The following is an 18,814-nucleotide window of genomic DNA, read 5'->3' as shown; positions in this document are numbered from 1 at the left end:
TTGATGTTCATGTGGAAATGGGAAGCACATGATCAAGGTCGAGCTGTGGCTGTCATTGTTCATAGCGCGTATGAGCATCATCGAAGATATGCTTGGTTGATCGAAAGATTGCGAGCGAATCATTGTCATGTTGTGATGGGGGATTTACCTGGTCATGGTGAGGGAGCAAAGCTCGCTGGCGTTCATGATGAACGGTTTGAAGAATATCATGACTATGTAACGAAGTTAACGCAAGTTGCCATGGAAGATAATTTGCCGATTTTCATTATAGGGCATGGAATGGGCGCAACGCTCGTCATTCAACAATTGCAATCGAAATCGATTGTATGTGCTGGCGTGATTTTGACTTCTCCTTGGTTTCATTTACAAATTGGTGTGTCAAAATTTTCGAATGCTCTTTCTTCTATTTCGGTGATTTCAGATTCTGTGAAGAAAAAACATGCCATCTCGTTAAAACAGTTAACGAGAAATTATGATGTGTATATGGAAGAAAAAGATGACCCTTATTTTCATACGACCATTACGTTAAATTGGTACCATGAACTTCAGTCCATTATGAAAACAAATTTTTCTGCTATAGAATCTATACCAAATATACCGCTACTGGTAATGACTGGACAAAGGGACAAAGTGACGGACATTCGTGACACTAAACAATGGGTTCATAAACAAGATTTATCTGAATTTCAATATAAAGAGTGGCAACATTGTTTTCATGACTTGTTTCATGAACCTGAGAGAGAAGAAGTGTTTTTATTTATAAAGGCCTTTATGTCAAACGTCTTGCGGTCGATTGGTTATATCGTAGAATAGTTTTAACAATTGAATTTTTCGACAATATTCTATATTTCCCCTTGTTCACATAGAATTAATGTAATATAGTGAATTATGTGACAATATTATGAACATAGGGGGAGAATCATGGAAGAGTTTATTGGAGAAATTAACGGATTTCTATGGGGTCCATGGATGATTTATGGGTGCTTAGCTGTTGGATTATTTTTCTCAGTGATCACTAGATTTGTCCAAGTTCGATTATTTGGGGATATGATCAAACAAATGTTCCGCGGTGAAAGTTCTTCAGCAGGAATTTCATCTTTCCAAGCATTAGCTGTCGCACTATCTGGACGAGTTGGTACGGGGAACATTGCTGGTACTGCAACGGCAATCGCTTTTGGAGGACCAGGAGCAGTATTTTGGATGTGGATGATTGCCTTTATCGGAGCAGCTTCGGCGTTCGTTGAGTCAACTCTCGCACAAATTTACAAAGTAAAAGACCACGGGCAATATCGTGGAGGTCCTGCCTACTACATAGAAAAAGGTATTGGGCAAAAATGGTATGCGGTTATCTTTGCAATAGCAGCAATTGTCGCACTTTCCTTATTAATGCCTGGTATTCAGTCTAACTCTATTGCCATTGCGATGGATCAAGCATTTACAGTGCCCCGTTGGGCAACAGGTTTGGCTATTGTTCTTATTCTTGGATTTATCATTATTGGTGGAGTTAAGCGTATTGCAAGTGTCGCACAATTTGTTGTGCCGTTCATGGCGGTAGCTTACATTATCATGGCAATTATTATCATCGGTCTTAACATCACGGAATTACCGGGTGTAATTAGCTTAATCTTCCGTAGTGCATTCGGTTTCGATTCTACTTTTGGTGGGATGATCGGTGCTGCAATTGCTTGGGGTGTTAAACGTGGTATTTATTCGAACGAAGCAGGTCAAGGAACTGGACCGCATGCTGCAGCAGCTGCTGAAGTATCACATCCTGCTAAGCAAGGTTTAGTTCAAGCGTTCTCTGTTTATATTGATACATTACTAGTTTGTTCTGCTACGGCATTCATGATTTTATTCACAGGAATGTATAACGTACAATTAGACGATGGAAATGGCGATTTTGTTGTAGAAAAAATGCCTGGTGCAGTAGCTGGTCCAGAATATACGCAAGCGGCTATCGATTATGCGTTACCTGGTAGTGGTATTGGCGCAGGGTTTGTTGCAATTGCTTTATTCTTCTTCGCATTTACAACAATTATGGCATATTATTATATGGCAGAAACGAACGTCGCTTATTTATTGAATGGCAGTGCCGAAAACATTGGTATCTGGGTTCTAAAATTCGTTATTTTAGGAACTACTTATTATGGTGCAACGAATGAAGCCGGTCTCGCATGGGCACTTGGTGACTTTGGTTTAGGGTTAATGGTATGGCTAAATTTAATTGCCATTCTGATTATTATGAAGCCAGCACTTATTGCGCTAAAAGATTATGAAGCACAAAAAGCGGCTGGAGTAGATCCAGTTTTTGATCCTATTAAATTAGGAATTAAGAATGCAGATTTCTGGGTAGATCGTGAGAAAGAAGTAGATCGTTAATCATACGAGAAATAGTGTGACTAATGAAAGATAACGTTTAACGTTAAGAGAAGTGCCAGTAGTTTTTTGTTGTAGCAAAGTGGTTTGGAAGGATGCTTCCGATTTATTGGAGCGGACTTACCCGTTGCTTCGATTAAAAAACTGCTGGCATTTTTATGTTGTGTGGAATGAAAAATGATGGAAAGGAGTAATAAAATGGAAACATTTGTTTCACTTATCATTGTAGCTGCGGGCATCGCCTTATTTGTATTAATGAAAAAGACAAAGAAGAATTACGTTATTAACTTTGGTATTGCAGTTTTTCTCCTATTATTATTCGTACGAACGTTGATGTTAGATCCGCTAGACTGGATTGGGTATGTAGCATTGCTATTTTGTGCTATAGGTGCAATCGCTCAAGTAGTTTTAGGAATTAAAAATAAAGCTATTCAGTCATAATCGTTTGTCATGTTCCTTACACTCCTCTGTAAGGAATTTTTTTATCCTTATTTTTCCTCCACCGTTATATTTTCTCCTTTTTTTGGTAAGAATGAATTCGCAAGATCAAATTTTATTCCTTTTTTTCCTCCAACTAAATCGATTCGACTTTTCTTTACAAAGAAAAAAACCGTTTCGACAGAACGCGTCAAAACATCCTATGTACGCGATGAAAAAGATGGTTTACCTTTTGAGAGCGGGTATATTTTCACACTAATTTCATACAATTATTTGTTGCCTCTTTTAGGGTGTGACTTTAGAAGTGGGAAAAATACCTAATTTGTTATTTGACGGAAAAAAGCTTCATCGCTTTTTCCATAAATATTTTCGTTATAAGTTAGGGGGAATGATAATGAAATTTACTTTTCCAAAAAAGTAGCTGTAGCCGTTAGGGTTTTTCCATATCTTCTAACTGGAGATCATGTAAAGATGTGATAAATCAATGGGAGGGATGTCGTTGAAAAAGTTTATTGCCATCATACTTGCAGTTTCTGTACTAAGCGGTGCAGGAACAATTTATGCAAAGGTTTCTCCATCAATCGGTCTTTCAAATTGGTTTAGCAATTCTTTTATGGAGAAAAGTGTGGAGATTGGAGAGAGCACGAGCGAAGCAATATTTACGAAGGTTCGCGAGTTTCAAGTATATGTTTCCACTGTGAAACAAGTTGCAAAAAAAAGAGTAGAGGATTTCACGAATTTGCATCGTCAATCTGTTCTCTCCAAACTTTCCAATTGGAAAGAACAACAGCTTTCGGAAGTGGAAAAGACATCGGAACAGCTTAAGAAACGTGATTTTTCCACATACACCGAGTCTCTAAAACTAGAGGAAACGATGGATCAAGAAATGGAAAGCCTCCTACAAGAGATTGTGGAAAGCGAATAAAAAAAACGATTAAAGGGGATCATTTCAATGTTAAAAACATTAAAAAGCAAAGTAATCGCAGGAACAGTTACAGTAGGTATGTTATCAGGAGTAGGAGTTGCATTTGGAGCATCTGATGCTGGTGACAACTTGCAAACATGGTTCAATAATCAGTTCGGTATTGCTTCTGATTCCATTGAAGATCAGTCTGTCGCATATGTTCAAGGGCAAGTTGGTGCACTCGCTTCGGAATATAATGGATTGAAAACAGGTGCAGGTGCTTCTATTCAAACGGCTGGAGTAAATGCAACAACGACAACTAACACGAATGTTTCGAATAAAGCTGGAGAGTACATTCAAGATGTGAACGATATGAAAGCACATATCGATACGTATTTAGCAGGTGAATTTGATTCCCTATCTAATTTTGCACAAGGAATTATTAATCAAGCTGGAACTCAAGCGTTAAATTATGCAACGACAGATCTTGGAACATATACAACGGCACAAGGTCAAACTGCTACGACAAATATGACAACAAATATTAATGCATCCACTGCTTCAACGAAAGCGGATTTACAAGCTGCTATTACAGCTGCTAAAAATGACTTGCAAGCTCAAATTGATGCTGAAACTGCATTAACAGTTCAAGAAATTAAGGATATGATTGATGCGAAAATTGTACAACTTCGTGCGCAAGTAACGGCGGTTCGTGATAATTATGTGACGCAACAACAAGCAGCAATTACAGCAGCTGCACAACAATTAGAGGCATCAGCTATTGCGGAGTTAGAAGCAGTAGTAGATGGGATTTAATTAGCAAAAAAGAAATAGGGCCTCTTTTGGAGGTCCTTCTTTTCTTGGAGGGAAAACATGCGGAAGCAAAATAAGCTACTTTTAGTAGGTGCAGCGTTGGTGTGTAGTTGTGTTGTTGGCTTATCCATTCATTCTGCATCGGCAGACGTGGATACGGCAAGCTTGTTGAAAAACTGGTTTGACGCAAATGAACGTGAAGCGATCAATAGAATGGATCAAGAAATATCTGCTGAAAAAGAAGAACTACTCAAGCAGTTACGGATGCAAGTAAAGCAAGAACTACAAACTGCCAGCAGTCAACTCGAAAAATACCGAGCCGACCAAACAAGTAAAAGTGTGGAAGTTTTAAGAGCACATGCAGCACAAATTAGTCAATCGATCGTGATTGATACATCTTCAGACCAACAAGCGATTGATCAATCCCTACAGGCGATTGTAGATGAGGCAATTGCTAAAATGAATGGAGTCGCAAGTGCAAATGAGTCCGAGCCAGAAAATATGGAACAGCCTTCTCCACCTATTACAGAGAATGGAGAGTCGAATGCTGGAGAAGATTCGACTTCTACAGATAGTGGCGAAGCAGCAGAAGAGAATATACCTTCAGAGATAGACCACGTGACAACGGAAGAAATCCCTGCGGAAGAAGTTCTTGAGCCATCAGATTCAATCCAAGCCGAACCAGTAAACTATGAGCTAGAACATGAGGGATCGAACGAAGAACCGGTATCTCCTGTATCTAACCCGTCCAACGAAGCCTCTTCTCTATCTTTGCCACATATGACAAAAGAAGACGACATGAAGCTAGAAGAGGAGAAGGTACTCTAGTTGGCTCAAAATCTTTACGTCACTATAAGTGCGTGGTGAAGGTCTAAAAATACAGATTTACTTTAAAAGCTGTGAACAAATTAGTTCATAGCTTTTTTGACATTTAGAAATGAAAAATTTTACTATGTCCAATGTTTAGACTAGCCGTCGAGTAGGATGATGTGTCTCAGAGCTAATTCGTCCGTTTCATAACTTTAGTTAGAGGCAAGAGGTCTGATCTCTGGTATAATAGAATGATCATTTTACGTTAGTAGGAGGAAGTTATGTTAAATCAAGAAATCATTCGTTCCATTATCGTGGAGACACCATCTAAGCCAGGGTACTTTGCCAAAGTAGCGACTGCAATTGGAGAAGCAGGGTGTCATATTGGAGACATTGAAACAATCCGGAACGGGACAATGTCCACTGTACGGAATATTAGTGTGCACTGTGAGCGAGCGGAACAATTAGATGCGGTCATTTCAACTATTCGTAACTTACCGGAAGATGTGCAGATTCATGCAATTACAGATGATGTACTACGCGCACATGAAGGTGGAAAGATTGAAATGAAATCGCGTATTGATGTTCGATCGTTACGTGATTTGCAACAAATCTACACGCCTGGTGTTGCGAGTGTTTGTTTAGATATTCAGGCAAATCCGGAGAAGGCGAGATATTTTACGAGTATCGGAAATAGTGTAGCAATTGTAACCGATGGAACCGCTATTCTTGGTTTAGGGGATATTGGACCGGTTGCTGGTATGCCGGTGATGGAAGGGAAATCCGTTTTATTTAATCAATTTGTTGGAATTAGTGGAATCCCTATTTTACTAGATACAAGTGATCCTGACACAGTTGTCGAGACGGTTAAACACATTCATCAAGGGTTTGGAGCTATTTTGTTAGAAGATATCGGCTCTCCTCATTGTTTTGAAATTGAAGAGCGGTTAAAAAAGGAGTTGCCAATACCTGTCATGCATGACGACCAACATGGTACAGCGGTGGTGACATTAGCGGCAGTTTTATCTGCATGTCGTGCAGCAAACGTAGATATTACTCAAGCGAAAATAGGACAAATTGGACTTGGTGCAGCAGGACAAGCAATTTGCAGAATGATGATGGCTTACGGAGTAGAAGAAGTATATGGAATTGATCGTCAAGAAGCGGCATTGGAGAGATTACGCAATTACGGTGGGAAAACACTCGCTTCATTAGAAGAAGTTATGTCCACTTGTGATATTATTATTGCAACTACAGGTGTTTCTGGATTAATTAAACCTGAATTGGTAAGACCAGGACAAATTATTTTAGCATTATCCAATCCAAACCCAGAAATTACACCAGATGATGCAATTCAAGCTGGAGCTGCGTTTGCCGCAGATGGCCGTATGGTGAACAATGCAATCGGTTTCCCTGGCATTTTCAGAGGGGCACTTAATGCTGGTGCGAAAGAAATTACCTATCCGATGCTCGTTGCGGCAGCTACTGCTATCAGCGATTACACTCGCGCAGGAGAGTTGATTCCAAATCCATTAGATCCTAACGTCCATGTTGTGGTGGCTAGAGCTGTTGAATTAGCAGCGCAAAATGACTAACTTCTTCAGGAGGTAAAAATGAAAACACTCATGCATAATGGCACTATTTATACTATGAATGCAGAAATGGAACAAGTGGAGTCTATTTTAATCGAAGAAGGTAAAATTCTACGAACTGGTTCCGTAAAAGACCTTAGGGAGCTTGCGGATCATTTTTTTGATTTGCAGGGAGCAACTGTATTTCCTGGATTTGTGGATAGTCATTTGCACTTAATAGGGCATGGGGATAAAATTCGGTACTTGGATCTATCAAAATTCACTTCATCGAAAGAAATGGTGGAGGCTATTTCAGAAGCTGCAACGGAACAAAATGACTCGGATTGGTTTGTAGCAGAAGGATGGAATGAAAACAATTTTGCTGATCGTAAAATACTGCATCGAGTAGAATTAGATGAAATTTCAACGTCTCCAATTGTGTTGCGACGCATTTGCCGACACGCCATGCTTGTGAATTCAAAAGTATTAGAGCTAGTTGGAATTACAAAAGACACCCCAGATCCGGAAGATGGGGTAATCGTTCGTGATCAATTAGGAGAACCAACAGGTTATCTTTTGGATGGAGCACAAAATTTAGTTTTTCAAGCGATTCCAGAGAAATCGTTGGATCAATTAACCCTTTCCGTGAAGGCAGCTGTGGAGGATCTAGTGTCAAAGGGTTTTACGGGAGTACATACAGAAGATATGAGTTATTACGGACATTATTCACGACCATTCCATGCAATTAACACTGTAGTTCCGGAACACCTTCCCTTTCGAATTAATTTGCTCCGGCATCATGCTGTGTTTGAAGAAATGATGCAAGATGAACTTATTTATCCAATAGGGTTTGTGGAAGGTGGAGCGATGAAGCTTTTCATGGATGGAGCACTAGGGGGCAGAACTGCATTACTAACAGAACCGTACGCCGACGATCCATCCACGCAAGGGGTCGCCATTCATTCGCAGGAACAATTAGACGAATTAGTAACACTTGCAAGAAAACACAATGAGGCGGTTGCGGTTCATGCGATTGGGGATTTAGCGATGGAAATGGTAGTGACTGCTATTGAGAAAAATCCTCCTCCAAAAGGAAAAAGAGATCGCTTAATTCATGCGAATGTCTTGTATGAAGCATTAGTAAAACGAATCGAGCAATTACCGGTGGTATTAGATATTCAACCAAGTTTTGTCACTTCTGATTTTCCGTGGGTGATTGAACGATTAGGGGAAGACCGTGTGGAATGGGCATACGCATGGAAAAAACTTTTAACTCGTGGAATTGCCTGTAGTGGTGGATCGGATTCTCCAATTGAAGAGGTAGATCCTTTGCTTGCTATGTATGCAGCAATCGCGAGAAAATTACCAGGCGAAAGTCATGATGGTTATTTACCAGAGGAAGGACTCACACGGTTCGAGGCGATTTCACTTTATACAACAGGAAGTGCATTTGCAACTAGCCAAGAAGATGAACGCGGAAAAATTGCAGAAGGTTACGTCGCAGACTTTACCATTTTTGATCGAGATTTATTCACGATAGAGCTTGAAGATTTCACGAAGGCAACTGTTTTATATACGATTGTGGATGGCAAAATCGTTTATCAACATGGTGGTACGTCTGAAGTGATATAACTTCGATTGTCTACTTTATACTGATCTACCTCATAGGAAAATAACTAAAACCATCAAATTTCTCACGAAGGAATTTGATGGTTTTTTGTTTCGTCACAGCTTTATCTTTTTTCTAAAGCAAGTAAAAACGGAGGATGATTTTGTTGGTTAATGAACTGATACTTCAAAACATGGAATTCTCGTTGATTTAATTGTTCACAAAATTTTATGACCTCGTTTGTTTCCTCCAAACCACCATCGTGTCCGTCATATAATACGATCGTAATCCTTCCGCCTTTTTGCAATAATTGCATGCTCTTTTTTAATGCTTGAATCGTGCTTGGAGCTCGAGTAATCGTTTCATGATCAGATCCAGGCAAATAGCCAAGATTAAACATGACAGCTTTCACTTCACCCTCTATGTAGGAATCAATCGATTCATGTGAATTGTGTATTAAATGCAAATCACCAGTAAAATCCTTTAACCTCGATGATGTCTCTTGTATTGCTTTTTCTTGGATATCGAAGCCCCAAACCGTTCCTTGCTGGCCGACAAGTGTCGATAGAAACAGCGTGTCATGTCCGTTTCCGATCGTTGCATCGATCACCGTGTCCCCTGTTAAAACGATTTCTTCTAGTATGTTTCGTGCAAATTGAATGACTGTTTGCATACATTCTCTCCTTAAAAAACTGAATTTTTCTATTTTTAGTCGTATCTTGTCGAAGTCATAACAAAAGAATACACTGAAATGGAATTGGTATAAACGGAGGATGACGATGCCTAAACGAGTATGGCTTTTAATAATCGGAATGTTAGTAAATGTAACTGGAAACTCTTTCTTATGGCCATTAAATACGATTTATATGCATGATCATTTAGGTCAATCTTTATCCGTCGCTGGATTAGTTTTAATGGCAAATGCTGCTGCGGGCATAATCGGAAATTTACTTGGTGGTTTTTTGTTTGACCGAATTGGTGGATATGCTTCTATTTTAACTGGAATTATTATTAGTTTAATAGGGTTATTTGGATTGACTCTATGGCATGGATGGCCATATTATGTCTATTTCCTGATTCTATTAGGTTTTAGCGGCGGTATTGTGTTTCCAAGTATGTATGCAATGGTTGGTACAGCGTGGCCGGAAGGGGGAAGAAAGGCCTTCAATGCAATTTATTTAGCCCAAAATGTGGGTGTTGCAATTGGACCCGCGCTAGCAGGTGTTGTCGCGGAGTATAGTTTCGATTATTTATTTCTCGCAAATTTTGGCATGTATGTTGTCTTTTTCTTTATCGCGTTTTTCGGCTATAAATCATTTAAAATACGAGGAGATATGCATACAAGTGTTATTAAAGAAGGGAAAATAATTCGCAATCGAGCTCCTTTTTATGCACTCCTTATTGTCATCTCAGGCTATGTGATTTGTTGGATTGTGTATGTGCAATGGACTACAACTATTTCTTCTTACACACAAGATCTTGGGATCTCATTAAAACAATATAGCTTACTTTGGACGATTAATGGTCTTTTAATTGTGCTAGCTCAACCGGTGATACAACCTATCATCAAACGAATGGAGCACCGCATCAAATCTCAACTTGTTTTAGGAATCGGAATATTGATGGCATCGTTTGTTGTCGTGGCATTTGCAGAAAGTTTTAAACTTTTTGTTATAGCGATGGTAATATTAACGATAGGTGAAATGTTTGTCTGGCCAGCAGTACCAACAGTAGCGAATTTGCTTGCCCCAAAAGGACGAGAGGGAATGTATCAAGGAATTGTGAATAGTGCAGCTACAGTAGGACGAATGATTGGACCATTTGTTGGTGGAGTCTTAATTGATCAATATTCTATGTCCATCATGTTTTTAGTACTGACGGTTTTTCTTGCGCTAGCAATAATACCAAGTGTTTTATATGATCGTCCTCTCAAAAAAAGCTTAGCGGAGTGAGGAGTGAGATGGTGACGCCTTCATCATTAGGAATGCTTTCCGAAACAGTTGTCACACAGATATTAGAAAATGCGTTTCAATGGTTTGTTGTAGTGGATAAAGAATGTCGAATTCTTTATATCAATGAAGATTATTGCAAATTTCTCGAGGTCGATAAAGAGGAAGCGATTGGAATGCCAGTCGACAAGGTAATCGAAAATACGAAAATGCATGAAGTGGTGACGACAGGAAAAGAGCATATCGCGTCCCCTCATTTTATAAAAGGAACATATATGTTAGCAAACCGTGTTCCGTTACTTGTAAATGGAGAGATTGTTGGAGCTTTCGGAAGTGTTATTTTTCGGGATATGAGTGATTGGAATTTGTTGAGTTCACATGTGAAAACGACAATGGAGAAAATCCATCAAGAAAATACACTTACGCTGCATGCAACGAAATTGGAGGACATTAAAGGCTCTTCTCAAGCAATTCGCTCGTTAAAAGAGACGATTCAAATGATTGCGCCGAGCGATCTTCCAGTACTTATTCAAGGTGAATCTGGCACGGGGAAAGAACTTATCGCTTCAAGTATTGTAGAGAGATCTACAAGAAGTACAAAAGCTTTTGTAAAAATCAACTGCGCTGCAATTCCAGCGGAACTTTTGGAACTGGAATTATTGGGAGACGAAAGTATTAAAACATCGGGAAGATTGCATCAAGCAGCAGGTGGGACATTATTTATCGATGAGATCGGTGCAATGCCCATGATTGTTCAGGCAAAATTGTTGCGCAAATTACAGGAAGTAGAGGACGTTCGAATTATCGCAGCGACAAATCGTCCTTTACAAACGCTCATTGCACAGCAGAAGTTTCGAGAAGATTTATATTATCGATTACAAGCAATTACTCTGCGCATTCCTCCACTACGAGAGCGTATGGAAGATTTACCAGAATTAGCAGAGACGTTTCTGCGGTATTATCAACAGAAGGCTGGAAAAAGACTTCTGCAATTATCGACAGATACAAGAAAGTTCATGGAGAAGTATCACTGGCCAGGGAACGTTCGCGAAGTGCAAAATGTCATTCAAGCAGCAGTTTATCTTTCTCATTCTGATTGGATTGAACCAACAGCTTTACCTGATTCAATCACCAATTATCAGGCGAAGAATCAAGCATATCATGGAACATTACAAGAAGAACTCGAGAATTTAGAAAAACAAATTATTTCGCAAACGTTGCATGAAATAAAAGATAAAACGCTCGTAGCTGAACGATTAGGACTTAGCAGATCCACTTTATATGAAAAAATTAAAAAATATAACTTATGACCTATTTTCTGATTTTCCGGACACATATTCCGAAAAATCGGACATTCATTACATTGATTTTGCTGTTTTTCTTCTGACAAAATTAGAGTGTCCGATTTATCGGATTTTTCTTTTTCTTGATATACTGATACAGTTAGAATAGCGCTATTGATAGCTATCGAACTTTTTGTTTAAATACTATTGAAAGCGCTTTTATGAAAATTCAAACGATTCACCTAGGAGGCATATTCATGAAGCCAATTTATTCTTCTGCAGAAGAAGCGGTGCAACAAATTCAAGATGGAAGTACTTTAATGGTTGGAGGTTTCGGATTAGTAGGAATTCCGGAACAACTCATTTTAGCTTTAGAGAAAAAAGGTGTGAAAGATTTAACCGTCATCTCGAACAACTGTGGCGTAGATGACTGGGGATTAGGATTATTGCTTAAAAATAAGCAAATAAAAAAGATGATTGGTTCATATGTTGGAGAGAACAAAGAATTCGAACGTCAAGTTCTCGCTGGAGAAATTGAGGTCGAATTAACGCCTCAAGGAACTCTAGCCGAAAAGATTCGTGCAGGTGGAGCAGGAATCCCAGCATTTTTCACACCTGCTGGAGTAGGTACGACGGTGGCGGAAGGAAAAGAAATTCGTGAATTTGACGGCAAAGAATATGTATTGGAAGAAGCGTTACGTGCAGATTTTGCATTAGTACGTGCTGCCAAAGCTGATAAATTCGGTAACCTTGTGTATAACAAAACTGCTCAAAACTTTAATCCGATGATGGCAGCAGCAGGAGTTGTCACGATTGCAGAAGTGGAAGAAATTGTGGAAACGGGTGATATCGATCCAAACCACGTTCAAACACCTAGCATCTACGTGCAAGGATTGCTGCAAGCAAAACAAGAAAAACATATCGAACGATTAACGATTAGAGCCTAATACAGAAGGGAGCAGATCACATGGAAACTGTAAATGTACGAGAACGTATTGCAATGCGAGCTGAAAAAGAAATTGAAGATGGGAATTATGTCAATTTAGGTATCGGTATGCCGACTTTAGTAGCGAATTACATTTCTCCTAACAAAACGGTTGTTCTGCAATCAGAAAATGGACTGCTTGGTATCGGACCTTATCCGACAAAAGAAGAAGTAGATCCAGATTTGATTAATGCTGGGAAAGAAACCGTCTCTACTATTCCTGGATCCGCTTTTTTCACTAGCGCGGAATCATTTGCCATGATTCGTGGTGGACATGTTGATGTTGCCATTCTTGGTGGTATGGAAGTTTCCGAGACAGGCGATTTAGCAAATTGGATGATCCCAGGCAAGATGATTAAAGGAATGGGTGGTGCAATGGATTTAGTTCATGGTGCAAAAAAAATTATCGTCATCATGGACCATGTTGCAAAAGACGGCTCAGCGAAAATCAAGAAACAATGTGAGTTACCTTTAACAGGTAAAGGAGTCGTGAACAAAATCATTACAGAGCGTGCAATGATTGAAGTGACACCTGATGGTCTAGTACTTAAAGAAGTATTTGAAGGATATACAATTGAGGATGTTGTAAATGCGACAGATGCTCCTTTAAATACAGAGAACGTCCTCACGTATTAATTTACTTAATATGGGGGAAATGAATTCATGGATACGAGTATGGTTTTCAGTTTAATAGGGCTACTTGGTGGTTTAGCTTTATTAATTATACTGACATTAAAAGGGGTTAATATTCTAATTGTAGGACCAGTATCTGCATTATTTGTCGCATTAATGAGCGGAATGCCATTATTTCCGCAATTAGTTGAAGCTGGGGAAGCCAACTTCGTCACAAACTATATGACCGGTTTTACATCGTTTATTTTAGCTTGGTACTTAATGTTTTTACTTGGTGCTATTTTCGGAAAAGTGATGGAAGATAGTGGAGCAGCAGATGCTGTTGCACAAGCTATCGTGAGTAAGTTAGGAATGAAATATGCTGTTTTAGCTATTGTTATCGCATGTGCTGTATTAACGTACGGTGGAGTAAGTTTGTTTGTTGTAGCATTTTCTGTTTATCCAATGGCATTATCTTTATTCAAACAAGCAGACTTACCTCGTCGTTTCATTCCAGCAGCATTAGGGTTAGGTTCCGTCACGTTTACGATGACTTCTGCGGGATCTCCTGAAATTCAAAACTGGATTCCAATTGAGTACTTAAAGACAACTCCGTATGCGGGTTGGGAAGTAAGTATTTTAGTTGCAGTGTTTATGGCTGTCTTTGGCTATTGGTGGTTAAAGCGTCTTATTTCAAAAGCAGTGGATAATGGTGAACGCTTTGTCTCTCGCGAAACAGATCCTTTATTCGACGAGAGCCGTGCTTTACCGAATCCTTGGTTAGCTGCAATTCCATTAATAGTTGTATTAGTCATTTCGTTCATTTTCCATGACGAATTGAAAACGTCTGCGTTAATCATTGCTTTACTAGGTGGAATTATTACAACATTTATCGTAAGTTGGAGATACTTCAAAGCACCTTGGGAAGCTGTATCAGCAGGAACTTTAGGAGCAATTGTTGCTATTGGTAATACAGCTGCAGTTGTTGGATTCGGTGGAGTTGCGAAAGCAGTTCCAGCGTTCGGATATGTAGTAGAAGCAATGACAAATATTCCTGGTTCTCCATTAATTGGAGCAGCAATTGCAGTATCTGTGATTGCAGGGATGACTGGTTCCGCTTCAGGTGGTCAAGCAATTGCATTACCGTTACTTGCACCTCACTACATTGACCTAGGCGTCAATACAGAAGCGTTACACCGTACGGTTGCTATCTCTTCTGGAGCGCTAGATTCACTTCCACATAACGGATATGTTGTAACGACTATTCAATCAATCTGTGGTGAAAAATATAGCGCAGCATATTGGGCTGTAGCTGCTACAACAGTGGTGACACCATTAATTGGTTTAACAATTGCGATTATCCTATTCTCGTTTGGATTTGGAATTTAACGAATGATCAGCCGCGGAGATTTCGCGGCTGTTTTTTTAAGAGGAGGAAACACATATGGTAGAGAATAAAGTGTTACTCATTACAGGAGCAGCACAAGGAATAGGCTTTGAAATCGCGCAAGCGTTTTATGAAAACGGAGCAAAAGTCGTGTTAACGGATATTAACGAAGAGAAAGTAAAAGAAGCCGCAACTTCATTAGGTGAAAACGCGATAGGGATTAAGTGTGATGTAACAAGTGAAGAGGAAATCATTTATTCCATCGACAAAACGGTAGAAGTTTTTGGACGGGTTGATATTTTAATTAACAATGCAGGTATGCAGCACGTTGCAATGTTAGAGGATTTTCCGACAGACCGCTTTGAGTTATTGGTGAAAATTATGCTCACAGCTCCGTTTATTGCAACAAAGCACGTGTTGAAACATATGCGTAAGAATGGTTTTGGTCGTATCATCAATATGGCATCCATTAATGGTTTAGTAGGATTCGCAGGGAAAGCAGCCTACAATTCTGCCAAGCACGGCGTTATTGGATTGACGAAAGTTGCAGCACTTGAGACAGCAGCTGAGGGCATTACGGTAAATGCAGTATGTCCTGGATACGTTGATACACCGCTCGTGCGCAATCAGTTGCAGGATTTAGCAACGACTAGAAAGGTTCCATTAGAATCCGTTCTAGAGGAAGTTATTTATCCGTTAGTGCCACAAAAAAGATTGCTAGATGTAAAAGAAATTGCAGATTTAACCATGTTTTTAGCAAGTGAACAGGCAAAAGGAATGACAGGACAAGCGGTCGTTTTAGACGGTGGATATACCGTTCAATAAAAGCTTGTGCTTTTCTATCACTTCCTTTACAATGAAAAACAATACGATTTGACGAAGAAAAGGAATAGTAAATAGCGGATCGTCTTTTAGAGAGCTACCGGATGGTGAAAGGTAGTAGCGACCGATATCGAACTCGCCTTGGAGTCATCTGATGGGAAATAATAGTACTGTCAGACGTGCGTTCGCGTTAAGAACAACAAGTGGACATTTTTGATGTCAATTTGGGTGGTACCGCGGGAAGTTAATCATACTCTCGTCCCTTCGCTATTTTAGCGATTGGACGGGAGTTTTTTTATTTTTTAGGAGGAATGACAATGAGCTTTGAACATCAGTCGATTGAAAAAAAGTGGCAACAACATTGGCAGCAGAACAAAACATTCAAAACAATCAATGACAACACAAAAGAAAAATTTTATGCACTAGATATGTTCCCGTATCCATCTGGCGCTGGACTACACGTCGGTCACCCTGAAGGATATACAGCAACAGATATTTTAAGCCGTTACAAGCGCATGCAAGGATATAATGTGATGCACCCAATTGGATGGGATGCCTTTGGACTACCTGCCGAACAGTATGCATTAGATACTGGGAATGATCCTGCGGAGTTTACCGCTCAGAATATTGCAACGTTTAAGCGTCAAATCCAAGAATTAGGGTTTTCCTATGATTGGGATAGAGAAGTGAACACAACAGATCCACACTATTACAAGTGGACGCAATGGATTTTCACGAAGCTATTCGAAAAGGGCTTAGCGTATGTAGATGAAGTAGCAGTTAACTGGTGTCCTGCTCTAGGAACAGTTCTTGCGAATGAAGAAGTAATTGATGGACTGTCGGAACGTGGAGGACATCCAGTAGAACGCCGTCCGATGCGTCAATGGGTGTTGAAAATTACAGCATACGCAGACCGTTTACTCGAGGACTTAGACGAACTTGATTGGCCAGAAAGCTTAAAAGACATGCAACGCAACTGGATTGGTCGCTCAGAAGGAGCTCAATTAGCATTCCAAGTGGAAGGCACGGATCAATCGTTTGAGGTATTTACAACTCGTCCGGATACGATTTTTGGCGCAACGTATGCAGTCCTTGCCCCGGAACATAAATTAGTAAATGAAATTACGACAGCGGAACAACAAGCTGCGGTTACAAAGTACTTAGATGAAGTGAAATTAAAAAGCGATCTAGAACGAACAGATTTAGCGAAGTCTAAAACGGGAGTATTTACAGGTGCATATGCCCTGAATCCTGCAAGTGGCGAGAAAATGCCTATTTGGATTGCGGATTATGTTCTAGCAACTTACGGAACTGGCGCGATTATGGCCGTTCCAGCGCATGATGAGCGAGACTACGAATTCGCGCAGCAGTTTTCATTGCCAATCGTTGTAGTGGTGGCAGGTGGCGACATTTCAACAGAAGCATATGTTGGAGACGGAGAACATATTAACTCAGATTTCTTAAATGGACTTCAAAAAGAAGCGGCAATCGAGAAGGCAATTGAGTGGTTAGTAGAAAAAGGGGTAGGAGAGAAAAAAGTAACGTTCCGTCTGCGTGACTGGTTATTCTCTCGCCAGCGTTATTGGGGAGAACCAATTCCAATTATTCACTGGGAAGATGGAACAATGACTGCTTTGCCTGAAAATGAATTACCACTAGTGCTTCCAAAAACAACAGAAATCAAACCGAGTGGAACAGGGGAATCTCCACTTGCAAACATCGATGAATGGGTAAATGTGGTAGATCCTGTAACGGGCAAAAAAGGACGTCGAGAAACGAATACAATGCCACAGTGGGCAGGTAGTTGTTGGTATTACCTTCGCTACATCGATCCTACTAATGAAAACGCAATTGCAGACCCTGAATTGTTAAAACGTTGGTTACCTGTAGATGTCTACATTGGCGGAGCAGAGCATGCGGTTCTGCATTTACTGTATGCACGTTTCTGGCACAAAGTATTGTACGATTTGGGTGTTGTTCCAACGAAAGAACCGTTCCAACGTTTGTTCAACCAAGGAATGATTTTAGGTGAAAATAATGAAAAAATGTCGAAGTCAAAAGGGAACGTCGTAAACCCGGATGATATCGTCGTAAGTCATGGGGCAGATACGCTTCGTTTGTATGAAATGTTCATGGGACCATTAGATGCATCGATTGCATGGTCTACAAACGGACTCGATGGTGCTCGCCGATTCCTTGACCGTGTATGGCGATTGATCGTAAAAGAAGATGGAAGTATTTCGGAAAAAGTGGTGGCAAGTGACGACTCTACTCTCGAAAAAGTGTATCACCAAACGGTGAAGAAAGTGTCGGAAGATTACGATGCGCTTCGATTTAACACAGCGATTTCTCAAATGATGGTATTTGTTAATGAAGCATACAAAACGGATGTATTGCCGAAAGAATATATCGAAGGATTTGTAAAAATGCTTTCTCCAGTAGCCCCTCACGTTTCAGAAGAGCTTTGGAGTATTCTTGGACACTCTGACAGCATTACGTATGAGCAGTGGCCAACATTTGATGAGTCGAAGTTAGTGGAAAACGAAGTTGAAATGGCCGTTCAAATTAATGGAAAAGTCCGCACGAAAATTATTGTGAGCAAAGACATCACGAAAGAAGCTTTGGAAACACAAGTATTAGCGGATGAAAAAGTGGTCGAACAAATTGGTGGTAAAGAAGTGAAGAAAGTAATTGCGATTCCTGGAAAACTAGTGAATATCGTGGTGGCAGGATGAACTCGTTATACATTGTAGTTGGGATTATCGTTATAGTATTTGGATGGAAACTATTTACGATTCTGCGTAATCCAGAAATAAATCGCACGGGCAAACGTATGGCGATTAGTATTTTTGTCTTTAGTGTGATTGCTTTAATCGTCGCAATTTTTTATGGAAAAGAATAATTGTATTTCAAACCGTGGACGTTATGTTCACGGTTTTTTGGTTGGATTTTGACTATCTATATTTCTACATGGTAGCCATATGGATATAATTCGAAGAGTTTTGAGAAGAATAAATGGTTCTTCGGCGAAGACGGAAATCTACCGAATAGAATAGTCAAAAATATAGGATAGTTTGGCTATTTGTCGTATGCGAATCATTTTTTCTAGTAATTGGTACATGTCTTATGTGCGATTAATGGGAAAACTGGTGCGATTCACGTAAATTATGTGCGATCCTTCACGATGACCTACTACCTGTCAAGTAGACAAGTAGTCCGCTCAAATTCCGCTCATTTCCGCCCTAGGCATTTTCT

Annotated in this window: 17 protein-coding genes and 1 other annotated feature; of the genes, 16 read left to right on the top strand and 1 reads right to left on the bottom strand. The window is 39.9% G+C overall.

Annotated features, from left to right (window positions below; genetic code table 11):
* Positions 1-9: 9 nt before the first annotated feature.
* The 8 genes from D3873_RS08380 to D3873_RS08345 all read left to right on the top strand — a co-directional run bounded on the left by D3873_RS08380 (position 10) and on the right by D3873_RS08345 (position 8,544).
* Complete coding sequence (locus D3873_RS08380) at positions 10-813, top strand: alpha/beta hydrolase (RefSeq protein WP_119883645.1); 804 nt, start codon at positions 10-12, stop codon at positions 811-813.
* A gap of 108 nt (positions 814-921) precedes the next feature.
* Positions 922-2,379: an alanine/glycine:cation symporter family protein gene (locus D3873_RS08375; protein WP_119883644.1), complete on the top strand. Its 1,458-nt coding sequence runs from the start codon at positions 922-924 to the stop codon at positions 2,377-2,379.
* A 195-nt stretch (positions 2,380-2,574) separates the two neighbouring features.
* On the top strand, positions 2,575-2,817 hold the full coding sequence (locus D3873_RS08370; RefSeq protein ID WP_119883643.1) for a hypothetical protein: 243 nt from the start codon (positions 2,575-2,577) through the stop codon (positions 2,815-2,817).
* Positions 2,818-3,313: 496 nt separating this feature from the next.
* Positions 3,314-3,739 (top strand): hypothetical protein, encoded by a 426-nt coding sequence (locus D3873_RS08365; protein ID WP_119883642.1) that lies wholly within the window; start codon positions 3,314-3,316, stop codon positions 3,737-3,739.
* A gap of 27 nt (positions 3,740-3,766) precedes the next feature.
* Positions 3,767-4,534 carry a hypothetical protein gene (locus tag D3873_RS08360; protein WP_119883641.1) on the top strand — a complete coding sequence of 256 codons (768 nt, stop codon included), beginning with the start codon at positions 3,767-3,769 and terminating at the stop codon, positions 4,532-4,534.
* Positions 4,535-4,591: 57 nt separating this feature from the next.
* The gene (locus tag D3873_RS08355; RefSeq protein ID WP_119883640.1) at positions 4,592-5,359 is read left to right on the top strand and encodes a hypothetical protein; all 768 of its coding nucleotides are present in this window, start codon (positions 4,592-4,594) and stop codon (positions 5,357-5,359) included.
* Positions 5,360-5,622: 263 nt separating this feature from the next.
* Positions 5,623-6,936, top strand: coding sequence for an NAD-dependent malic enzyme (locus tag D3873_RS08350; protein WP_119883639.1), 1,314 nt, complete (start codon positions 5,623-5,625; stop codon positions 6,934-6,936).
* Between the two features lie 18 nt (positions 6,937-6,954).
* Positions 6,955-8,544, top strand: a complete 1,590-nt coding sequence (locus D3873_RS08345; RefSeq protein WP_119883638.1) for an amidohydrolase — start codon at positions 6,955-6,957, stop codon at positions 8,542-8,544.
* Between the two features lie 101 nt (positions 8,545-8,645).
* Here D3873_RS08345 and mnmM read toward each other — a convergent pair whose 3' ends face one another.
* On the bottom strand, positions 8,646-9,194 hold the full coding sequence (mnmM, locus tag D3873_RS08340) for a tRNA 5-(aminomethyl)-2-thiouridylate-methyltransferase MnmM (RefSeq protein WP_119883637.1): 549 nt from the start codon (positions 9,192-9,194) through the stop codon (positions 8,646-8,648).
* A gap of 106 nt (positions 9,195-9,300) precedes the next feature.
* Here mnmM and D3873_RS08335 point away from each other — a divergent pair, with 106 nt between their 5' ends.
* The 8 genes from D3873_RS08335 (at position 9,301) to D3873_RS13385 (ending at position 18,461) form a co-directional block, all read left to right on the top strand.
* A complete protein-coding gene (locus tag D3873_RS08335; RefSeq protein ID WP_119883636.1) occupies positions 9,301-10,473 on the top strand; it encodes an MDR family MFS transporter in 1,173 nt (390 codons plus the stop codon).
* Between the two features lie 11 nt (positions 10,474-10,484).
* Positions 10,485-11,780 (top strand): sigma-54 interaction domain-containing protein, encoded by a 1,296-nt coding sequence (locus tag D3873_RS08330; RefSeq protein ID WP_338014647.1) that lies wholly within the window; start codon positions 10,485-10,487, stop codon positions 11,778-11,780.
* Positions 11,781-12,010: 230 nt separating this feature from the next.
* Positions 12,011-12,700: a CoA transferase subunit A gene (locus tag D3873_RS08325; RefSeq protein ID WP_119883635.1), complete on the top strand. Its 690-nt coding sequence runs from the start codon at positions 12,011-12,013 to the stop codon at positions 12,698-12,700.
* Between the two features lie 20 nt (positions 12,701-12,720).
* The gene (locus D3873_RS08320) at positions 12,721-13,374 is read left to right on the top strand and encodes a 3-oxoacid CoA-transferase subunit B (protein WP_119883634.1); all 654 of its coding nucleotides are present in this window, start codon (positions 12,721-12,723) and stop codon (positions 13,372-13,374) included.
* A gap of 27 nt (positions 13,375-13,401) precedes the next feature.
* Positions 13,402-14,739: a GntP family permease gene (locus tag D3873_RS08315; protein WP_119883633.1), complete on the top strand. Its 1,338-nt coding sequence runs from the start codon at positions 13,402-13,404 to the stop codon at positions 14,737-14,739.
* 55 nt (positions 14,740-14,794) lie between these two features.
* Positions 14,795-15,562: a 3-hydroxybutyrate dehydrogenase gene (locus D3873_RS08310; RefSeq protein WP_119883632.1), complete on the top strand. Its 768-nt coding sequence runs from the start codon at positions 14,795-14,797 to the stop codon at positions 15,560-15,562.
* A gap of 45 nt (positions 15,563-15,607) precedes the next feature.
* Positions 15,608-15,826: a binding site (T-box leader), on the top strand.
* Positions 15,827-15,876: 50 nt separating this feature from the next.
* On the top strand, positions 15,877-18,294 hold the full coding sequence (gene leuS / locus D3873_RS08305; RefSeq protein WP_119883631.1) for a leucine--tRNA ligase: 2,418 nt from the start codon (positions 15,877-15,879) through the stop codon (positions 18,292-18,294).
* Positions 18,291-18,461 carry a hypothetical protein gene (locus D3873_RS13385; RefSeq protein WP_162920169.1) on the top strand — a complete coding sequence of 57 codons (171 nt, stop codon included), beginning with the start codon at positions 18,291-18,293 and terminating at the stop codon, positions 18,459-18,461. The genes leuS and D3873_RS13385 overlap by 4 nt, the downstream gene beginning before the upstream one ends.
* Positions 18,462-18,814 lie beyond the last annotated feature (353 nt).

The organism is Paenisporosarcina cavernae (assembly GCF_003595195.1).
Lineage (GTDB): Bacteria > Bacillota > Bacilli > Bacillales_A > Planococcaceae > Paenisporosarcina > Paenisporosarcina cavernae.
Note: the sequence above shows the minus strand (reverse complement) of the source record. Positions and strands in the feature narration are given on the sequence as shown.